This window comes from Klebsiella sp. Q2, assembly GCF_009900705.1.
Classification (GTDB): Bacteria; Pseudomonadota; Gammaproteobacteria; order Enterobacterales; family Enterobacteriaceae; genus Klebsiella; species Klebsiella quasipneumoniae.
The window spans coordinates 74,838-92,330 of the sequence record NZ_JAAABE010000001.1; the positions used below are offsets into that span (position 1 = coordinate 74,838).

A 17,493-nucleotide genomic window follows, 5' to 3' on the forward strand; every position below is an offset into this window, starting at 1 on the left:
AGTTGCTTAACAATTACACAACCTTTTTCACATCAGGTTGCACCCTGCACGCACAGAGTGACACCTGACCTTTTACCGTGGCGGGAGAACGTTTCGTAATGAGCAATCCAGCAAGCAACACTGCATCCATTCTGCAGAAAAACAAGAAGGTACTGATCGCGAGCCTGACCGGCAGCGCCATCGAATGGTTCGATTATTTTCTCTATGGCACCGCCGCCGCGCTGGTGTTTAACAAAATCTTCTTTCCGATGGTCGACCCGGTCATTGGTCTGATCCTCTCCTGGCTCTCCTTTTCGCTCACCTTTTTTATCCGCCCCATCGGCGGAGTCATTTTCGCCCATATCGGCGATCGCATCGGTCGCAAGAAGACGCTGGTGCTCACCCTGTCGCTGATGGGCAGCGCCACGGTGGCCATTGGCCTGCTGCCCACCTACGAGATGGTGGGCCTGTGGGCGCCGGCCCTGCTGATTACCCTGCGCATTATTCAGGGCATGGGTATCGGCGGCGAATGGGGCGGCGCGCTGCTGCTGGCCTACGAATACGCCCCGGAAAAGCGGAAAGGCTTTTTCGGCAGTATTCCCCAGGCCGGCGTAACCATCGGCATGCTGATGGCAACCTTCATCGTCTCGCTGATGACCCTGTTCGATGAGGCGCAGTTTCTCGCCTGGGGCTGGCGCATTCCGTTCCTGCTCAGCTCCGTCCTCGTTTTCCTCGGCCTGTGGATCCGCAAAGACATCGACGAAACGCCCGCCTTTAAGCAGGTGAAACAGTCTGGCCAGGTGGCGAAAGCTCCGCTGCGCGCGACGCTCAAACACCACTGGCGGGAAGTGCTGATCGCCGCGGGTCTGAAAGTGGTGGAGACCGCCCCCTTCTATATCTTCTCCACCTTTGTGGTCAGCTACGCCACCACCACCCTGAGCTATCAGAAGTCGCAGGCGCTGGAATCCGTCACCCTGGGCGCGCTGGTGGCCACCGTGATGATCCCGCTGATGGGGCTGCTGTCCGACAAGGTGGGTCGGCAAAAAATGTACACCCTGAGCGTGGTGCTGCTGGGGCTGTTTATCGTCCCGTGGTTTCTGCTGCTCGACACCGGCACCAGCTGGGGCATTATGCTGGCGACGATCGTTGCCTTCGGCATCCTGTGGGCGCCGGTGACCGCGGTGCTGGGCACCCTGTGCTCAGAGATTTTCAGCGCCAATGTGCGCTATACCGGAATCACCCTCGGCTACCAGCTGGGCGCCGCGCTGGCCGGGGGCACCGCGCCGCTTATCGCCACCGGTCTGCTGGCGAAATACGATGGTGACTGGCGACCGGTGGCCGTCTACCTGGGCGTGACGGTGGCGATTTCGCTGCTGGCGATATTCTGCGCCAGCCGGATGAAATCCGTCCCTGGCGCGGCGCGCTCCCGGGCGGAAAGCGCCTGACCGCAGCCGGTCCGGGCTACCTCGGCGCCGACCATCCTGCCCGGGCGCTGCGCTTGCGCGGGCCTACAGGGGGATCACGCCGCGGGGGAAACCGCTCATCCCAGGCTCAGTAAGACAGTAGGCCCGGTAAGGCGCCAGCCGCCACCGGGCAGACGAACGGGAACAACGGCTAAGACGCCCTGGCCACACCCCTTAGCCGGCCGCCAGGGCCGGCGGGTGTCAGGCGCTCTGATTGTCCAGCTGAAGCTGCCCTTCGCGCCGCTGCTTCAGCTTCCAGAAGGCCCACAGCGCGATAAACCACAGCGGAGAAGCCAGCAGCGCCAGCAGCGTGTCCGGGTCAAAGATCATGATGAAGATGGCGAAGGCGAAGAACAGCAGGCTCACCCAGCTCATCACCACGCCAAAGGGCATCTTAAAGATCGACCCGGCGTGCAGGTCCGGACGCTGACGGCGATAAACCAGATAGGCCGCGAGGATCATCCCCCAGCTGAACACCACCATAATCGCCGCCAGGGTCGAGACGATGGTGAACAGGGTCATCACATTCGGCACCAGGAACAGCAGCAGCGTACCGATCAGCATGCAGAAGCAGGAGAACAGCAGGCTGCGCACCGGAATGCGGGTGCTGCGCGACAGAATGCGGAACTGCCAGTGCGCATGCTTCTCCACCGACAGGCCGTACAGCATGCGGGTGCTGGAGAAGACCCCGCTGTTGGCCGAGGACATCGCCGAGGTCAGCGCCACGAAGTTAATCACCGCCGCCGCCGCGGGCAGCCCGGCTTTGGCAAACAGCGTTACGAAGGGGCTGGTCTCCGCCGACACCCCCGGCCAGGAGGCGACAGCGATGATCACCACCATCGACAGCAGATAGAAGATGATAATCCGCAGCGGCAGCGCATTGATCGCCTTGGGCAAAATGCGCTGCGGATCGCGGGTCTCCGCCGTCATCGTCCCCAGCAGTTCGATACCGGTAAAGGAGAAGATCGCTATCTGGAAGCCGGCGAAAAAGCCGGTGATACCGTGAGGCATAAAGGCCGTCGGGTCGGTGAGATGGCTCAGGGAAGCCGTCACGCCGTCCGGAGAGGTCCAGCCGGTGGCAATCATCCAGCCGCCGGTGACGATCAGGGCGATAATGGTAATCACCTTGATCAGGGCGAACCAGAACTCCGCCTCGCCAAACATCTTCACCGACAGCAGGTTGAGCAGGAACAGGATAGCCAGCATGCTGAGGGCCGGCATCCACGCCGACAGCTCGGGGAACCAGTACTGCATATAGCTCCCGCACACCACCACGTCGGCGATACAGGTCACCACCCAGCTCAGCCAGTAGGTCCAGCCGAGATAAAAGCTGGCCTGCGGTCCGAGATACTCGCCGACAAAGTCGGCAAACGAGCGGTAATCATGGCGAGTGAGCAGCAGCTCCCCCATCGCCCGCATCACCATATAGGTAAAGAACCCGACCAGTACATAGATAACCAGGATCGAGGTGCCGGCGACGGCGATGTTGCGCCCCGCCCCCATAAACAGCCCGGTGCCGATGGCGCCGCCGAGGGCAATCATCTGGATATGGCGGGCGCCAAGCCCGCGCTTAAGCTGTGACGCGCCTTCACCTCCGGCGGCAGATGGCGCCTGATGTTGATGTTCAGTCATGGTGTTTCCTCAGGCTGTTTGCGGGAGGTGAAGCGCCGCGGCGCGGAGCAGCAACCCGGCGCGCTGGCCGGTAGCGACCCCGGCATTGGGAAAGAGGATATAGGGGGCCCGGGCCTGCACCACCCACCGTTTCTCTGCCTGGCGGGCGATCTCATACCCTGCCGGGAGCGCGGTGAAGTTCTCGACGTTGGCCGCCAGATTGAGCGTAAATTCCCCTTCGCGCTTGATGATGCTCTCCTCGACCAGGAAGTAATCCACCGGCGCTTTATCGCGCGCCGGCAGCGGCGCGTCAGAAATCCAGGCTCGAATCGTCGCGTCGGCGGCGGCGAACAGGCTAAGATCGTTGGCGCCGAACGGCATCACTTTTCCCAGCTCAAGGGTGGCGCTTTGCGCGGCGAACTTTTCGCAGGTGAAGTGGGTGAAGGTCCCGCCCGCTTCGGTATGGCGCACGATGGCGTCCATCCCGCTGGCCTGCAGCAGCTGATAGAAGCCGGGCGAAAAATCCTCCTCGTGGGCCGGGAGCAGCGCAAACTGGCGATACAGCGACCCGCGAATGGCGGTATGCATATCGAGATGACTACGGCTGACCGGCCCCGCCGCATCGGCGGCGCGATAGAAGGCCTGCACCGCTTGCTCGAGAGCAAAAGCCCGCCGCGACTCATTGCCCGGGGTGACCGCCAGATGGCGGCCGCCGAACAGGCGATTGAGGTCGTTGTGCAGATAGCGACGCGCGGCGCGGATCGCCGGCAGGTTACCAAAAACGATCAGCAGCGCCTGGGTGAGCGGCTGCCGCCCCTGGCTCAGATCGTGAGTCAGCTGCAGCAGCAGCTCGGTCGGCGCGGTCTCATTGCCATGGACGCCAGCGGAGAGGATCGTCGCCTGACGCCACGGCGTAGCCGGCAGCAGCTGCAGGATGCCCTCGCCCAGCCAGCGGGCCTCGATGTCCGCCGGAAAGGTCCACGCCTGCAGGCGGCAGTGCAGTAAATCGTTAACCAGATGCTCCATCTGCCGCTCCTTAACGCTGAAAATCATAGACAGCGCCCAGACGCAGGATCTGCGTCAGCTCATCCAGCGCCTGATAAACCTCGCGCAGCAGCTGCGGGTCTGCCAGATCGCGGGCGTGCAGCCGGTCACGGTAATGTTTTTCCACCCACGCCGTCAGCTGCTGGTAACGTTCGTCGTTCATCAGGCTGTGGGCGTTGACCGCCTTACGTTCAGACTCGTTGAGCACCACCCGCAGCCGCAGGCAGGCCGGGCCGCCGCCGTTACGCATGCTTTCCCGCAGGTCAAAAACCGCCACTTCATCGATCGGCGACGCGCTGTCGGCCGCGAGATCGCTCAGGTAACGCCAGACGTTTTCCCGCTGGCGGCACTCCTCTGGCACCACAATCAGCATCTTGCCGTCGGGTTTGCTCAGCAGCTGGCTGTTGAACAGATAGGAGGCCACCGCGTCATCGAGCGACACCCGCTCGTCCGGCACTTCCACGCTGGTAAACGGAATATCGAGACTGTCGCTTTTTGCCCGCAGCGTCGCCAATACTGTCGACTGATCGACAAACGCCTGCTGATGGTGGAACAGCACATGGCGATTGCTGACCGCGATAACGTCGTTATGAAACACGCCGCGATCGATAGCCTGCGGCGCCTGCTGGGCAAACACCGTGTAGCGCGGATCCAGCTGATGCAGGCGAGCCACTGCTTCGCTGGCCTCCAGGGTCTGCCGCGCCGGATACTTCATCGGGGCGATCCCGCCGCTGGCGCGTCGACCGTAGACAAACAGCTGCACCCCCTGCCGGTCATACTCCCGACAGAAGCGGTTATGGTTGGCCGCACCTTCGTCGCCGAGGTCGCCATGCTGCGGCAGCGCCGCGTGGTGGGCGAAGTAGCGCGGATCGGCGAAGGTGGCGCGCAGGATCGCCGAGGTGGTGGGCGCCTCCTGCATGCGGTGCAGCTTATTGTTCAGGTTGGCGACGGTGAAATGAACTTTGCCATCGGCGCTATCCGCCGACGGCGAAACGGTCGCCGCGTTAGCAGTCCACATCGACGAGGCGGAGCTGAAGGCGGAGAGCAGCTGCGGCGCCGCCTGGGCCGCCTGGCGGATGACCTGCTCATCGCTGCCCTCGAATCCCAGGTCGCGCAGCAGACGCAGGTTCGGCCGCGGCTGCGGCGGCAGAATCCCCTGCACGAATCCGCGATCGGCAAGGGCTTTCATTTTATACAGCCCCTGCAGCGCCGCCTTTTTAGGGTTAGAGAGACCATCGCGGTTATTTTGCGAGGCTTCATTGCCGACGGAGAGTCCGGCATAGTGGTGCGTCGGGCCGACCAGGCCATCAAAGTTAGCTTCAAAACCAGACATATGTCCTCACAGGATCCGTTATCAGAATGGCAGGCCCGGCGATACGTTCGCCGGAAGCGTCAGCGTGTCGCTGACCAGAGAGGCCATCGGCCAGGCACAGTAATCGGCGGCGTACCACGCTGCCGCGCGGTGGTTACCGGAGGCGCCCACCCCGCCAAACGGCGCTTTACTGGAAGCGCCGGTCAGCGGCTTGTTCCAGTTGACGATCCCGGCGCGCGCCTCGTCCGCCAGCTGGTCAAACTGTGCCGCATCGCTGGAGATCAGCCCCACGGCCAGGCCATAGCGGGTCTGGTTGGCGTGGCGAATCGCCTCCGGGAAGTCGTCGTAACGGATAACCGTCAGCAGCGGGCCAAAGTACTCTTCATCCGGCACCTCGATACCGGTGACGTCGACGATCCCCGGGGTCAGCACCGTGGAGTGCGGGTCGGGCTGGCGCAGGCGCAGCAGCACCTTGCCGCCAAGTCCCTCCAGTTTCTGCTGCGCCGCCAGCATGTTCTGCGCCGCCTCAAGGGAAATCACTCCACCCATAAACGGCGCCGGCTGGTCATCCCATTTCCCGGCGCGGATCTGCGCGCTGGCCTCCACCAGCCGCCGCAGCAGCGCATCCCCCTGCTCGCCGCGCTGAACAATCAGCCGGCGCGCGCAGGTGCAGCGCTGTCCGGCGGAGATAAACGCCGACTGGATAATCACATGCAGCGCCGCATCGACATCGGCCACATCAGCCACGATCAGCGCGTTGTTGCCGCCCATTTCGAGGGCCAGCATCTTCTCCGGCTGGCCGCCGAAGTAGCGATGGAAGTGGAAACCCGCCGCTGCGCTGCCGGTGAACAGCACGCCGTCGATATCGCGGTTTTCCAGCAGCGCCTGGCCGGTGGCTTTCCCGCCCTGCAGCAGGTTAATCACCCCGTCGGGGACGCCCGCCTGCTGCCACAGCTGGACCGTCAGTTCCGCAGTGGCCGGCGTCAGCTCGCTGGGTTTAAATACGATAGTATTCCCGGCGATCAGCGCCGGAATGATATGCCCGTTGGGCAGGTGGCCCGGGAAGTTGTAAGGGCCGAAGACCGCCATCACGCCGTGCGGCTTGTGGCGCAGCAGCGCTTTACCGTCCGGCAGCGTCGACTCGTGAAAGCCCGTCCGCTGGTGATAGGCCTCGATGGAGATGGCGGCTTTGCCGATCATCGCCTGCACTTCGGTGCGGGTCTCCCACAGCGGCTTGCTGGTCTCCCGGGAAATCAGGGTCGCCAGCGCCTCTTTATGCGTCTCCAGCAGCGCGGCGAAACGCTGTACGACGTCAATACGCTCGGCCAGCGGGCGGTGCGACCAGGGATAAAACGCGGCGCGCGCCGCGGCGCAGGCCGCCTGGACGTCGTCGCCCCCCGCGCTGGCCGCCTGCCACAGCAGAGACTGATCCTCCGGGGCCAGTTTACTCATCGTTGCGCCGCTGCCCGGCTGCCACTGCCCGGCTATGAACTGTGCTTTTACCGCCATGATCTGTTTTCCTCTGGGTTCAGGGTTACCGTATAAACGCGGTCGGTTTCAGTGACCTGCAGCGCATCCAGCGCGGCGGCGTCCAGTGAGACCTGCTCTTCGTGGGCCACCAGCAGCGCCCGAAAATTGTCGAACTGACCGTTGGCGACGAGCGTCGGCACCGACAGCGTGCCCGCCAACTGCTGAGCCGGCAGGCACTGGCAGTCGCGCACGGCGCGGATCTGATCGGTCTCCGCCTCCAGCACCGGACCGGCATCGAAAATATCCACCGAGCCGCGCCAGCTGAACCCCTCTTTCTCGAGGATCGCCCGCGCGGGGGCGGTGTTGGGGTGCACCTGGCCGATAACCTGACGGGCATTCTCCGGCAGCAGCGAGATATAGATCGGGTACGCCGGCATCAGCTCGGCAATAAAGGTTTTCATGCCGGTGCCGGTCAGCCGGTCGGCATCGGCGAACGGGATCTCGAAGAAGTGATGGCCTAGCGCATCCCAGAACGGCGACTGCCCTTGCTCATCGCTGCAGCCGCGCAGTTCGGCAAACAGGTGCGGCGAAAACCACTCGCGGAAGGCGGCGATAAACAAAAACCGCGCTTTGGAGAGCAGCAGACCGTTGCGGTTGCGCTGATACTCGGGGTCGAGAAACAGCGTACACAGCTCGCTGTGGCCGGTGTGGTCATAGCTCAGATTGAGCAGCTCCTGGGGCTTGTAGACCCCCAGCGCTTTCGAGGCGCGGACCGTTTTCTGAATGCGAAAATTGTAAAACGGCTCGTCCAGGCCTACCGCCACCTCAATGGCGCTGACCCCCACCACCCGCGACAGCGTGGTGTCTTCCAGCACAAACAGAAAGCCTTGCTGGCCGCGCGGCAGCGCGCCGGCGAAAGTGTCAATGCTGCGGCGGATCCGGGCGGCCAGGCGCCCGGCATCATGGGGTAAGGAGGTCATGCCGACCCCCGCCCGCGCGGCAAGGCGGACGATGTCGTCAAGATCGTTTTCCCGTACGGGACGAAATAGCATCACAGGCCGTCCTCCCGGTTAGCGGGTTAAGCGGGCAACGGCGCGATCGAGGCGCACGAAGGCTTCCGCAATATCTGCCAGCGGGATATTGAGCGCCGGCGCGAAGCGCAGCACGTCCGGACCGGCAATCAGGGCGATCACACCCTCTTCCGCCGCCAGGTTGGTCAGGGTTTTGGCCTTCCCGCGCAGCGGTCCCGCCAGCTCGGCGCCGATCAGCAGACCGGCGCCGCGCACGGCGCTAAACGCATCGTAACGGGCAGAGAGGGCATTCAGCTGGTCGACGATCAGCGCATGGCGCTCGCCGACGCCCGCCAGCAGCGGCGCATCCAGATGGGCCAGCACGGCGTTGGCGACGGTCGCCGCCAGCGGGTTGCCGCCGAAGGTGGTGCCATGGGTGCCTGGCTGGAAGACCTGCGCCCAGGCCTCTTTCGCCAGCATCGCGCCGATCGGGAAGCCGCCCCCCAGCCCTTTGGCGCTGGTGAGGATGTCCGGGACGACGTTGTAATGCTGGTAGGCGTAGAGATGGCCGGTACGCCCGGCGCCGGTCTGTACCTCATCAAATATCAGGGTGGCATGGTGGCGATCGCAAAGGGCGCGCAGCGCCTGGAGGAACGCCGGGTCCGCCGGGATCACCCCGCCTTCGCCGATAATCGGCTCGACAATCACCGCGCAGGTGCGCGAGGAGATCGCCGCAGTCACCGCCTCGATATCGTTATAGGGCAGATGGGTAATGCCCTGCGGCAGCGGCGCATAATCGCTGGAATATTTCGGCTGGCCGCCGACGGAGACGGTGAACAGCGTGCGACCGTGGAAGGCGTGGTTGAAGGCGATGATTTCGCTTTTTTCACCGCCGAACTTATCGTGGGCATATTTCCGCGCCAGCTTAAGGGCCGCCTCGTTCGCTTCGGCGCCGGAGTTGCAGAAGAACACCTTGTCGGCAAAGGTGGACTGCACGAGGGTTTTCGCCAGCTGCAGCACCGGTTCGTTGGTATAGCCATTGCCGATATGCCACAGTTTCGCCAGTTGCCCCTGCAGGGCCTCTGCCAGCGCCGGGTGAGCATGGCCCAGGGCGTTCACTGCGATGCCGCCCGCCATATCAATATACTCTTTCCCCTGCTGGTCCCAGACGCGGGAGCCCGCCGCCCTCACCGGAATAAACGGCGCGGGGGCAAAACAGGGAACCAGGTAAGCGTCAAAATCTTCGCGAGTCATGCTGCCTGACATAATTTATCTCCGGAACGTAAGGCGACGGAAAACGCTCCCGTCGCGTTGGACAATCGACATTAACCCTGACCCTCGGCTTATTTTGGGCACGAGCGCGCCCGCTGCGATGGTAAAAATATTCACCACAGAAAAGTTAAGCCCTATTCTTTATGCGGGTAATTGTTAATTCATGGTTAATGCCATGTTGTTGTGTGGGCTAATGCTGGCCTGTGAACAATAAGATTGTCAATACGGGGAAACGCAATTTATTCACTTTTTGAGGATCATCAAGATAATGAAAAACATAGAAAAAATATTTTTCTATTCACTTAAGTGAATAAAAAGTGAATTAAAATGCACAGCTTGCGGGTGGTTCTTGTGCGTAGTTATTCACTTAAAAAATAAAAAATCTAACAAAAATTTAAAAATCGGAATTGCCGTCAAATACCGCTTTATAAAATTGGTGATACCATTCATTGCACAGAGTTTACTGCTGTAGCTATTCCACGGTTTTACACGACATAAATAACACTGAGAAACAGGACTCTTATGGAAAAGTTATCTTACGCATCTGAAAGTAGTACATCTCCATGGACCACCTACCTGCGCCAGATCGACCGTGTCGCGCCTTATCTCGGCGATCTTGCCTACTGGGTGGAAACCCTGCGCCATCCGAAGCGTGCGCTGATCGTCGACATCCCTGTGCAGATGGACGACGGCACCATTCGCCACTTCGAGGGCTATCGCGTTCAGCACAATCTTTCGCGTGGACCGGGTAAAGGTGGTGTTCGCTACCATCCGGATGTCGATCTTAACGAAGTCATGGCACTTTCTGCCTGGATGACCATTAAGTGCGCCGCGGTCAATATTCCTTACGGCGGAGCCAAAGGCGGCATCCGCGTCGACCCCTTCTCGCTGTCGGAAGGTGAACTGGAACGCCTGACTCGCCGCTACACCAGCGAAATCGGCATTATCATCGGGCCGCAGAAAGATATTCCGGCGCCGGACGTTGGCACCAACGGCAAAGTAATGGCGTGGATGATGGACACCTACTCCATGAACCATGGCACCACCATCACCGGCGTGGTCACCGGCAAACCGATCCACCTCGGCGGCTCCCTCGGTCGTGAAAAAGCCACCGGACGCGGCGTGTTCGTCACCGGCCGGGAAGTGGCCCGTCGCGCCGGAATCGAAATTGAAGGCGCTAAAGTGGCGCTGCAGGGCTTTGGTAACGTCGGTAGCGAAGCAGCGCGCCTGTTCGCCGGCGTCGGCGCCCGTATCGTGGTTATTCAGGATCACACCGCTACCCTGTACAACGAAGGCGGGATTGATATGGCCGCCCTCACCGCCTGGCAGGCGGAGAAAAAGCAGATCGCGGGTTTCCCGGGCGCCCAGGAGATTGATAAAGAGGCTTTCTGGACCACCCCAATGGACATCCTGATCCCGGCGGCGCTGGAAGGGCAAATCACCCGCGAGCGCGCTGAGAAGCTGACCTGCAAACTGGTGCTGGAAGGGGCCAACGGCCCAACCTATCCGGAAGCGGACGATGTGCTGGCCGAGCGCGGCGTGATCGTGGTGCCGGACGTTATCTGTAACGCCGGCGGGGTGACCGTCAGCTACTTTGAGTGGGTGCAGGACATGGCCAGCTTCTTCTGGAGCGAAGAGGAGATCAACGCCAAGATGGACCGCATCATGACCGACGCCATCATTCACGTCTGCGATAAAGCGGCCGAGAAAGAATGTACGCTGCGTACCGCCGCCTATATCGTGGCCTGCGAGCGCATCCTGATGGCGCGTAAAGACCGCGGCATCTACCCGGGCTGATCCCCGTCAGAAAGGGCACCAGGGGTGGCATTGCGCCGCCCCTTTTTTTTGCCGTCGCGCCGTCAGCCGACGGTGGACCACAGCACCGGCCATCCCCGATGCTGCGCCTCCGCCAGCAGACCCGGACAGGGATTCACCGCGCAGGGGTTGCCAACCACGGTGAGCAGCGGCAGATCCGAGATATGATCGCCAAAGGCGTAGCACGCCGCCAGCGGCTGGCCCTGTTCCTGCGCATAGCATTGAGCATGCGCCGCCTTGTGTTCGCCGATGGCGGTCCGCCAGAGCTCGCCGGTATAGCGGTCATCCACCACCACCGGCTCCGAGCACAGGGCATGTTCCACCCCCAGCGCCGCCATCGCCGGCCAGAGAATGTCGGTCATCGACCCGGAGACAAACACCACGTCATCCCCCCGCGCCTGATGCTGCCTGAGGCGCGCCACCACCTCGTGGTGAAAACCATATCCGCCTTCGCGATACAGATGCTCGGCGACCGCCCGCACCCGGGGGCGCGACTCGTGGCGAAACAGCGAGTAATAGTAGCGGTTGATCGCTTCCCGCGGTTGACCCGCTTCGCTAAGCGCCTGAAGCTGGCGGATAATCGCCGCGGCCGTCAAACCGCACTGCAGCGGATATTCCTCGGCATAGCGGTGCAGAAACAGGAACATACTTTTGCCGGTTATCAGCGTTTCATCCACATCAAAAAAGGCGATGCTCATCCCCGTCCCCCTGCTCAATACTGACCAGATAATGTTGATGGCACTGCGCCGCCTGCTCGCACTCTTTGCGAGTGATGTAGTTAAGGTCATAGACGCTGAAGCTAAAGCCAACTTCCGCTTTGCGGGTGCCGGTCTGGTCAAACCCCACCGAGCATTCGCAGGTGAAGCGGCCATGGGCTGAACTTTTGCGTGACACCACATTGAGGACGATGGTCACCGGCAGCGGAAAAACAAAGCAGGAAAAGGCCACCTGCAGCGAGCTCAGGGTAAAGTACTTCTCCGCCATTGCCACGCCGGCCTCCGCCAGCAGGAATTTTTCCGAGGTGGCGATGATGGTCTGCCGCGCCGCCTCGATCAGCACCATCCCCTGAATATGTTGCCCGGTCTGGTGGTCGCAGAGTAACTCCGAGGCATCCTGCAGGATCAGGCGCGCGCAATAGCTATCCTCATCGCGTTGTTCCGGCGAGGTGATGAGGATATTCGCTTTTTTACGTTTATGTACCAACCGCTGATGATCGCGGTTGTTTTGATAATAGAGATCCTGCAGATTGACGATCTGGCGGATTTTGTCCGGATAGTGCTGACGAATAATGCAGATGGTGCGGGAGATGTCGTCGAGCTGTACCCCCTGACCGATAATGATTTTATCGACGCCGGCCAGCTCGCCGCTCCAGACAAACCGCTCAAACTCATTAACCGTCAGCACATTCTCATGCCGCCGGGCAAAATCGGTAAATTTCTCACCCACCACAATTAATTTTTCCATGGCGCTTGTCTCCTCAGATCGTTTTCACCAGTAACGCAATCCCCATCCCGCCGCCGATGCACAGCGACGCCAGGCCGGTCGGTTGATTCTCCCGGCGCAGCGCGTGCACCAGACTGACCACGATCCGCGTCCCGGAACTGCCCAGCGGGTGACCGAGGGCGATCGCGCCGCCGTGGACGTTCAGGCGGGAAGCAATCTCCTCCTCCGTCATCTGATGCTCTCTGGCCAGTCCCCTGACCACCCCCAATACCTGCGCGGCAAAGGCTTCGTTAATCTCCAGCCGGGCCATATCGCTGAGCTGAAAACCACCGCGGCGCAGGGCGCACGCTATCGCCGGCAGTGGGCCGAGCCCCATCAAGGACGGATCGACGCCGCCTTCGCCAAAGGAGACGATCTCCGCCAGCGGCTGCAGGCCATAGCGGGCAACGGCGCGCGCCGAAGCGAGGATCACCGACGCGGCGCCATCGTTCAGCCCGGAGGCGTTGCCCGCCGTGACGCTGCCGTCAGCGCGAAAAGCAGGTTTCAGCGCCGCCAGCTGCCCGGCGCTAAGATCATGGCGGATCGGCTCATCCTCGCGGACCGTGCTGACGCCCCGCTTCGCGCTGACCGTCACCGGCACAATCTCATCGGCAAAATAGCCGGCACGGCTGGCGACGGAGGCTTTTTGATGGCTCTCCAGCGCATACCGGTCCTGCGCCGCGCGCGAGATCTGCTCCTGCGCGGCGATGGCCTCCGCCGTTTCCCCCATCGGGATCTGCAGCAGCGGATCGGTTAACCCGTCGCGCTGGATCACATCCTCACTGCTGAATGCGCCGAATTTCATCCCGCCCCTTATCTCTCCCTGCAGCAAAAACGGCGCCTGACTCATATTTTCCATTCCGCCGGCGACCACCAGGTCGGCATAACCGCTCTGGATATGGATCGCCCCTTCGGTCATGCTTTTCATGCCGCTACCGCAGATCATATTCAGGGTGTAAGCCGGCGTTTGCACCGGGATCCCTGCCCGCAGCGCAACCTGACGCGCCGGTCCCATTCCCTGCCCGGCGGCGAGGACGCAGCCGCAGATCACCTCATCGATCCACGCCGGGTCAATGCCGGCCTGCTGCAGGTTGTGCCTGACGGTGAGCGCTGCCAGCTCCACCGCGGAGACCGTTTTCAGGGCACCAAGAAAGCGCCCCACCGGCGTACGGCAGGCCGCGACGATATAGACTTTGTTCATGATTATTCCATTACGTAGAGCGAGGAAAGATACTGCCGCGTCCCGGCTTCGCTGCCGGTAAAGCCCACATAGCCATCGGGATTAACCACCGCGTAGTCATCGGGACCGATCTGTAGCGCCTCAAGAAACGCCTTGTCCGCCGGTTCGAGGGAGCAGAACATAAACCAGCCGGCCTGCTTCAGGCGGGACAAAGGAGGACAGGCGGCGCGGGCGGAAAAGATCACCACCTTACCGCTGGCGAAGGCGTCATAGCTGTTGCGAAACCTCGCCTGCGGCGAGGCAAAAACGTACCAGGGAACATGGTGCCCTGCCAGGCCGTCCGTCTCCTGCGCCTGCGTCGCGGTGAAACCGGCGTACTGCAGCGGCAGCTGGTGACGATAGTAGTGACGGTTGCAAAACTCCGGAAAGTAGACCCCATCGATATGATTTCTCGGCACCAGACCGGCGATCAGGCCAGTATCATGGTCGGTGGAGCGCAGCACACCGCTCACCGCGGCGAAGCGCTGGGTGCGATAGGACGCCGGCAGTCGGTCAGTGGCCACGCCGTGCAGACAGAAAGCCAGCTTCCAGGCGAGGTTCACCGCATCCTGGACGCCGGTGTTCATCCCCTGCCCGCCAATGGGACTGAACAGGTGGAAGGCATCTCCCGCCAGCATAATATGGTGCTGCAGATTGTCATCGGCGATGCGGTTATAGAAATTGGCGCTGGAGGACCAGGTGAGCCTCTGCGCCGGCGGCACCTGAGGGCAGTAGCGCGCCAGCGCGGCGTTAATCTCCTGCAGGTCCGGCACCGGACGCGGCGACGGCAAGCGCCCGGCTTTTTTAATCACAATCCTGACCTGATTGTCCGGCATGGGCAGGAAAATCAGAAAGCCTTGCTCATCAATATGGTAGGAGGTCCCCGGGAGCGCCGCCGCGGGGTCGAACTGCACATCCGCCATCACAAAATGCAGCGGATAGTCATGACCGCTAAAGCCGATCCCGGCCAGCTCCCGGACGGTGCTGGCCGCGCCGTCGGCGCCGATAATATAGTCATAAGCGGCGGAACAGGCCCGACGGGCATCGTCGAGCAGGGAGACGTGATAGCGCTCCCCCTCCCGGCGCCAGGAGACCAGTTGGTGCCCGCGTCTCACCTGCCGCCCGGCGGCGGCTAATGCCGTTTCGAGGATCTTCTCCGTCCGCGGCTGCGGGATACTGACATGGAAGGGATAGCAGGTGGCGAGTCGGCGGTTATCAATATGCAGAAATTTGCGGTTTTTATAGTAAGCGTAGACTGACTGCACCTGTTTTCCCTGGGCGATCAGTTCCCCGGCAAGGCCTAAGCCGTGGAAGGCTTTAATGGTCGCCGGACTGACGCTCAGCGCTTTGGACCAGGTGGTGCTGTGGGTATTTTTATCAATGATATCAAAATCAATTCCATACTTATTCAGATAGCAGCCAATGATTAACCCTACCGGGCCGGCGCCAACAATGAGTACTTTTTTCACGATCGAGCCTCTCTGTATGCCCCATGTGGGGCATACGCGTGTTGCCTGGGTGCAGGGTGATTAGGGATAGATATCATCGGCCAGACGACGATCGCCGGCGACATTGCAGATATGCCAGTAGGGGTATGGTTTCTCTTTCTCGCTCACGCTGTTGAGGATCGCCGTCTCCTCGTCGCTCAGCGTCCAGTTCAGCGCCGCCAGGTTATCTTCCAGTTGGGCCAGTTTGGTCGCGCCGATCACCAGCGAAGCGATGCCCGGACGGGTACGCAGCCAGTTGAGCGCCACCTGCGCGACGCTGGCGTTGCGCTGGCGGGCAATCTCCTGCATCACCTCCAGGGTCTGCCAGGCCTGCTCGCGGTTGGCGATCGGCGCGGATTCGAACGGCGTGGCGTTCGCCAGGCGACTACCTTCGGGAAACGCCTGATTGCGCGGGTATTTGCCGGTGAGAAAGCCCCCGGCCAGCGGGCTCCAGACGGTGATGCCGACGTTCTGATCGACGCTGAGCGGGATAATCTCATGCTCCAGTTCACGCGCGGCGATATTGTAATAGCCCTGATAGACGCAGAATTTCTCCAGCCCAAGGCGCTCCGAGATCCCCAGCGCCTTCGCCAGCTGCCAGGCCGCGTAGTTGGAGACCCCGATATAGCGAATTTTCCCGGCGCGGATCAGGGTATCCAGCGTGCGCAGGGTATCCTCCAGTGCGGTGCGCGGATCGAACCCGTGAAGGTGATAGATATCGATATAATCGGTCTTCAGCCGCTGCAGGCTGGCCTCGACGGCATTGATGATATGGTAGCGCGACGCCCCCAGCGCATTCGGGTTGGGGTCGGTTTGCCAGCGCCCTTTCGTGCCGATAATCACCTGCTGGCGTTTTCCCTTCAGCGCGTTGCCGAGCAGCTCTTCGCCCTGGCCGTTCTTATAACAGTCCGCGGTATCAAAAAAGTTAATCCCGGCGTCCAGCGCTTTGTACACCAGATCGTAGGCCGTCTGCTCAGGCACCACGCCGAATTCCGACCAGTTGCGCCCCGGCGCGCCGAGAAAGGCCCCTTTCTCACCAAACGTCATGGCGCCGAAACAGAGCTCCGAAACCGACAGCCCGGTGGAACCTAAATACCGATACTTCATGCTTGACTTCCTTTTAAAGGTGACAACGTCACACTAGCGATAACCAATCCGCTGGCGGTCAGGCAAGCACCGGCCAGAGGAATGTGAGATAGAGAGACGCCAGAGGCGAGCAGCAGCCCGCCAAACCAGGCGCCGCCGGCATTGCCGAGGTTAAAGGCGGCGATATTGCACGAGGAGACCATGCTTTTACCGCTCTCACTGCTGTCCAGCGCCTGCATCTGCAGCGGCGGAATGGTGGAGAACATCGCCGCCCCCAGCAAAAACACCGCCGCGCAGGCACCAGGCAGCGTCTGAATAGCCAACGGGAAAAGGCACAGGACGACGCTCAGCAAAGCGAGAGTCAGCAGCAGCGCCCGGCGGACGCCGCCGTCGGTCAGTCGGCCGCCAAGATGATTCCCGGCGACCATCCCAACGCCGAACAGCATCAGCACCGGCGGAATAAGGTCTTCGCTCATCCCGGTGACGGTTTTCAGCATCGGCGCGATGTAGGTGAAGGCGGCGAAGACGCCGGAGAACCCGAGGGCAGTGATCAGCAGGCTGCGCAGCACCGCGGGATGGCGGAGCACCTTTAGCTCATCACGGATCCGGCTCTGGGCCGACGGTTGCGCCTGACGGCCAGGCACCAGGGCAATGACTGCCAGGGCGGAGAGAACGCCGATCAGCGTGACCATATAGAAGGTATAGCGCCAGCCAAGGTACTGCCCCACCCAGGCGCCGAGCGGCACGCCCAGAATATTGGCCAGGGTGGCGCCGAGAAACACGGCGGAGACCGCCGAAGCTCGTTTATCTACCGGCGCCAGCTCCGCGGCATAGACTGAGCTTATTCCGAAAAACGAAGCGTGAGCGAAAGCGGTTATTACCCTGGCAATAATTAGCATGGTCATATTACCGGCGATCGCGCAGCCTAAATTTCCAATGGAAAATAAGATCATCAAAAATAACAGCGCCGGTTTTTTGCGATAACGGCTTAATAGCGGCGTAAGCAGCGGCGCGCCAATCACCACCCCACAGGCATAAGCGGTAATAGACCAGGCGGCAAGGGTAATGGATATATGAAAATCATGGGCCACATCGAGTAATAAACCCATAATCACAAATTCGGTGGTGCCAATACCAAATGAACCCACGGAAAGCGCATACACCGCCGCAGGCAATCCCGCCGGACGGGAAACAGCAATAGTCATAAGTTACCTTATCTCCCGCCAGAACGGCGGGAGGAACG

At 61.4% G+C, this 17,493-nt stretch carries 14 protein-coding genes and 1 pseudogene; 3 read left to right on the top strand and 12 right to left on the bottom strand.

Features of this window, described 5'->3' with window-relative positions:
* The first annotated feature begins 98 nt into the window (after positions 1–98).
* The gene (locus GT756_RS00450) at positions 99–1,424 is read left to right on the top strand and encodes an MFS transporter (RefSeq protein WP_080841006.1); all 1,326 of its coding nucleotides are present in this window, start codon (positions 99–101) and stop codon (positions 1,422–1,424) included.
* Between the two features lie 219 nt (positions 1,425–1,643).
* Here GT756_RS00450 and GT756_RS00455 read toward each other — a convergent pair whose 3' ends face one another.
* The 6 genes from GT756_RS00455 to GT756_RS00480 are packed head-to-tail and all read right to left on the bottom strand — an operon-like array spanning position 1,644 to position 9,155.
* Positions 1,644–3,074, bottom strand: coding sequence for an amino acid permease (locus GT756_RS00455; RefSeq protein ID WP_004204083.1), 1,431 nt, complete (start codon positions 3,072–3,074; stop codon positions 1,644–1,646).
* A gap of 9 nt (positions 3,075–3,083) precedes the next feature.
* Positions 3,084–4,079 (bottom strand): succinylglutamate desuccinylase, encoded by a 996-nt coding sequence (gene astE, locus GT756_RS00460; protein ID WP_064189704.1) that lies wholly within the window; start codon positions 4,077–4,079, stop codon positions 3,084–3,086.
* Positions 4,080–4,089: 10 nt separating this feature from the next.
* On the bottom strand, positions 4,090–5,430 hold the full coding sequence (astB, locus tag GT756_RS00465) for an N-succinylarginine dihydrolase (protein WP_017898714.1): 1,341 nt from the start codon (positions 5,428–5,430) through the stop codon (positions 4,090–4,092).
* A 21-nt stretch (positions 5,431–5,451) separates the two neighbouring features.
* Positions 5,452–6,918: a succinylglutamate-semialdehyde dehydrogenase gene (gene astD / locus GT756_RS00470; RefSeq protein WP_004204079.1), complete on the bottom strand. Its 1,467-nt coding sequence runs from the start codon at positions 6,916–6,918 to the stop codon at positions 5,452–5,454.
* Positions 6,909–7,931 carry an arginine N-succinyltransferase gene (astA, locus tag GT756_RS00475; RefSeq protein ID WP_074437472.1) on the bottom strand — a complete coding sequence of 341 codons (1,023 nt, stop codon included), beginning with the start codon at positions 7,929–7,931 and terminating at the stop codon, positions 6,909–6,911. The genes astD and astA overlap by 10 nt, the downstream gene beginning before the upstream one ends.
* A gap of 18 nt (positions 7,932–7,949) precedes the next feature.
* Positions 7,950–9,155, bottom strand: a complete 1,206-nt coding sequence (locus GT756_RS00480; RefSeq protein WP_004204075.1) for a bifunctional succinylornithine transaminase/acetylornithine transaminase — start codon at positions 9,153–9,155, stop codon at positions 7,950–7,952.
* Positions 9,156–9,324: 169 nt separating this feature from the next.
* Here GT756_RS00480 and GT756_RS25695 point away from each other — a divergent pair.
* Together GT756_RS25695 and GT756_RS00485 are read left to right on the top strand one after the other, a co-directional pair.
* Positions 9,325–9,471 (top strand): annotated as a pseudogene (locus tag GT756_RS25695) (hypothetical protein).
* Between the two features lie 212 nt (positions 9,472–9,683).
* A complete protein-coding gene (locus tag GT756_RS00485) occupies positions 9,684–10,958 on the top strand; it encodes a Glu/Leu/Phe/Val dehydrogenase (RefSeq protein ID WP_004204074.1) in 1,275 nt (424 codons plus the stop codon).
* Between the two features lie 62 nt (positions 10,959–11,020).
* On the opposite strand, the gene GT756_RS00490 is transcribed toward GT756_RS00485, so the two are convergent.
* Genes GT756_RS00490 through GT756_RS00515 form a run of 6 tightly spaced genes read right to left on the bottom strand, consistent with a single transcriptional unit; the run spans position 11,021 to position 17,455 of the window.
* Positions 11,021–11,674 carry an HAD family phosphatase gene (locus GT756_RS00490; protein WP_080841011.1) on the bottom strand — a complete coding sequence of 218 codons (654 nt, stop codon included), beginning with the start codon at positions 11,672–11,674 and terminating at the stop codon, positions 11,021–11,023.
* Positions 11,655–12,440, bottom strand: coding sequence for an AfsA-related hotdog domain-containing protein (locus GT756_RS00495; protein ID WP_023318124.1), 786 nt, complete (start codon positions 12,438–12,440; stop codon positions 11,655–11,657). Before GT756_RS00495 ends, GT756_RS00490 begins: the two co-directional genes overlap by 20 nt.
* 13 nt (positions 12,441–12,453) lie before the next feature.
* Positions 12,454–13,659 carry an acetyl-CoA C-acyltransferase gene (locus tag GT756_RS00500; RefSeq protein ID WP_043522959.1) on the bottom strand — a complete coding sequence of 402 codons (1,206 nt, stop codon included), beginning with the start codon at positions 13,657–13,659 and terminating at the stop codon, positions 12,454–12,456.
* Positions 13,660–13,661: 2 nt separating this feature from the next.
* Entirely contained in the window at positions 13,662–15,146 is a 1,485-nt protein-coding gene (locus GT756_RS00505) for an NAD(P)/FAD-dependent oxidoreductase (protein ID WP_080841013.1), read from the bottom strand.
* A gap of 60 nt (positions 15,147–15,206) precedes the next feature.
* Complete coding sequence (locus tag GT756_RS00510) at positions 15,207–16,271, bottom strand: aldo/keto reductase (protein WP_023289473.1); 1,065 nt, start codon at positions 16,269–16,271, stop codon at positions 15,207–15,209.
* Complete coding sequence (locus tag GT756_RS00515; protein ID WP_160124499.1) at positions 16,268–17,455, bottom strand: MFS transporter; 1,188 nt, start codon at positions 17,453–17,455, stop codon at positions 16,268–16,270. The genes GT756_RS00510 and GT756_RS00515 overlap by 4 nt, the downstream gene beginning before the upstream one ends.
* Between the last annotated feature and the right edge of the window lie 38 nt (positions 17,456–17,493).

Bases quoted from the DNA above. Each gene is read 5' to 3' on its own strand.
- GT756_RS00450 (WP_080841006.1), top strand. From the start codon at position 99: ATGAGCAATCCAGCAAGCAACACTGCATCCATTCTGCAGAAAAACAAG.
- GT756_RS00455 (WP_004204083.1), bottom strand. From the start codon at position 3,074: ATGACTGAACATCAACATCAGGCGCCATCTGCCGCCGGAGGTGAAGGC.
- astE (WP_064189704.1), bottom strand. From the start codon at position 4,079: ATGGAGCATCTGGTTAACGATTTACTGCACTGCCGCCTGCAGGCGTGG.
- astB (WP_017898714.1), bottom strand. From the start codon at position 5,430: ATGTCTGGTTTTGAAGCTAACTTTGATGGCCTGGTCGGCCCGACGCAC.
- astD (WP_004204079.1), bottom strand. From the start codon at position 6,918: ATGGCGGTAAAAGCACAGTTCATAGCCGGGCAGTGGCAGCCGGGCAGC.
- astA (WP_074437472.1), bottom strand. From the start codon at position 7,931: ATGCTATTTCGTCCCGTACGGGAAAACGATCTTGACGACATCGTCCGC.
- GT756_RS00480 (WP_004204075.1), bottom strand. From the start codon at position 9,155: ATGTCAGGCAGCATGACTCGCGAAGATTTTGACGCTTACCTGGTTCCC.
- GT756_RS00485 (WP_004204074.1), top strand. From the start codon at position 9,684: ATGGAAAAGTTATCTTACGCATCTGAAAGTAGTACATCTCCATGGACC.
- GT756_RS00490 (WP_080841011.1), bottom strand. From the start codon at position 11,674: ATGAGCATCGCCTTTTTTGATGTGGATGAAACGCTGATAACCGGCAAA.
- GT756_RS00495 (WP_023318124.1), bottom strand. From the start codon at position 12,440: ATGGAAAAATTAATTGTGGTGGGTGAGAAATTTACCGATTTTGCCCGG.
- GT756_RS00500 (WP_043522959.1), bottom strand. From the start codon at position 13,659: ATGAACAAAGTCTATATCGTCGCGGCCTGCCGTACGCCGGTGGGGCGC.
- GT756_RS00510 (WP_023289473.1), bottom strand. From the start codon at position 16,271: ATGAAGTATCGGTATTTAGGTTCCACCGGGCTGTCGGTTTCGGAGCTC.
- GT756_RS00515 (WP_160124499.1), bottom strand. From the start codon at position 17,455: ATGACTATTGCTGTTTCCCGTCCGGCGGGATTGCCTGCGGCGGTGTAT.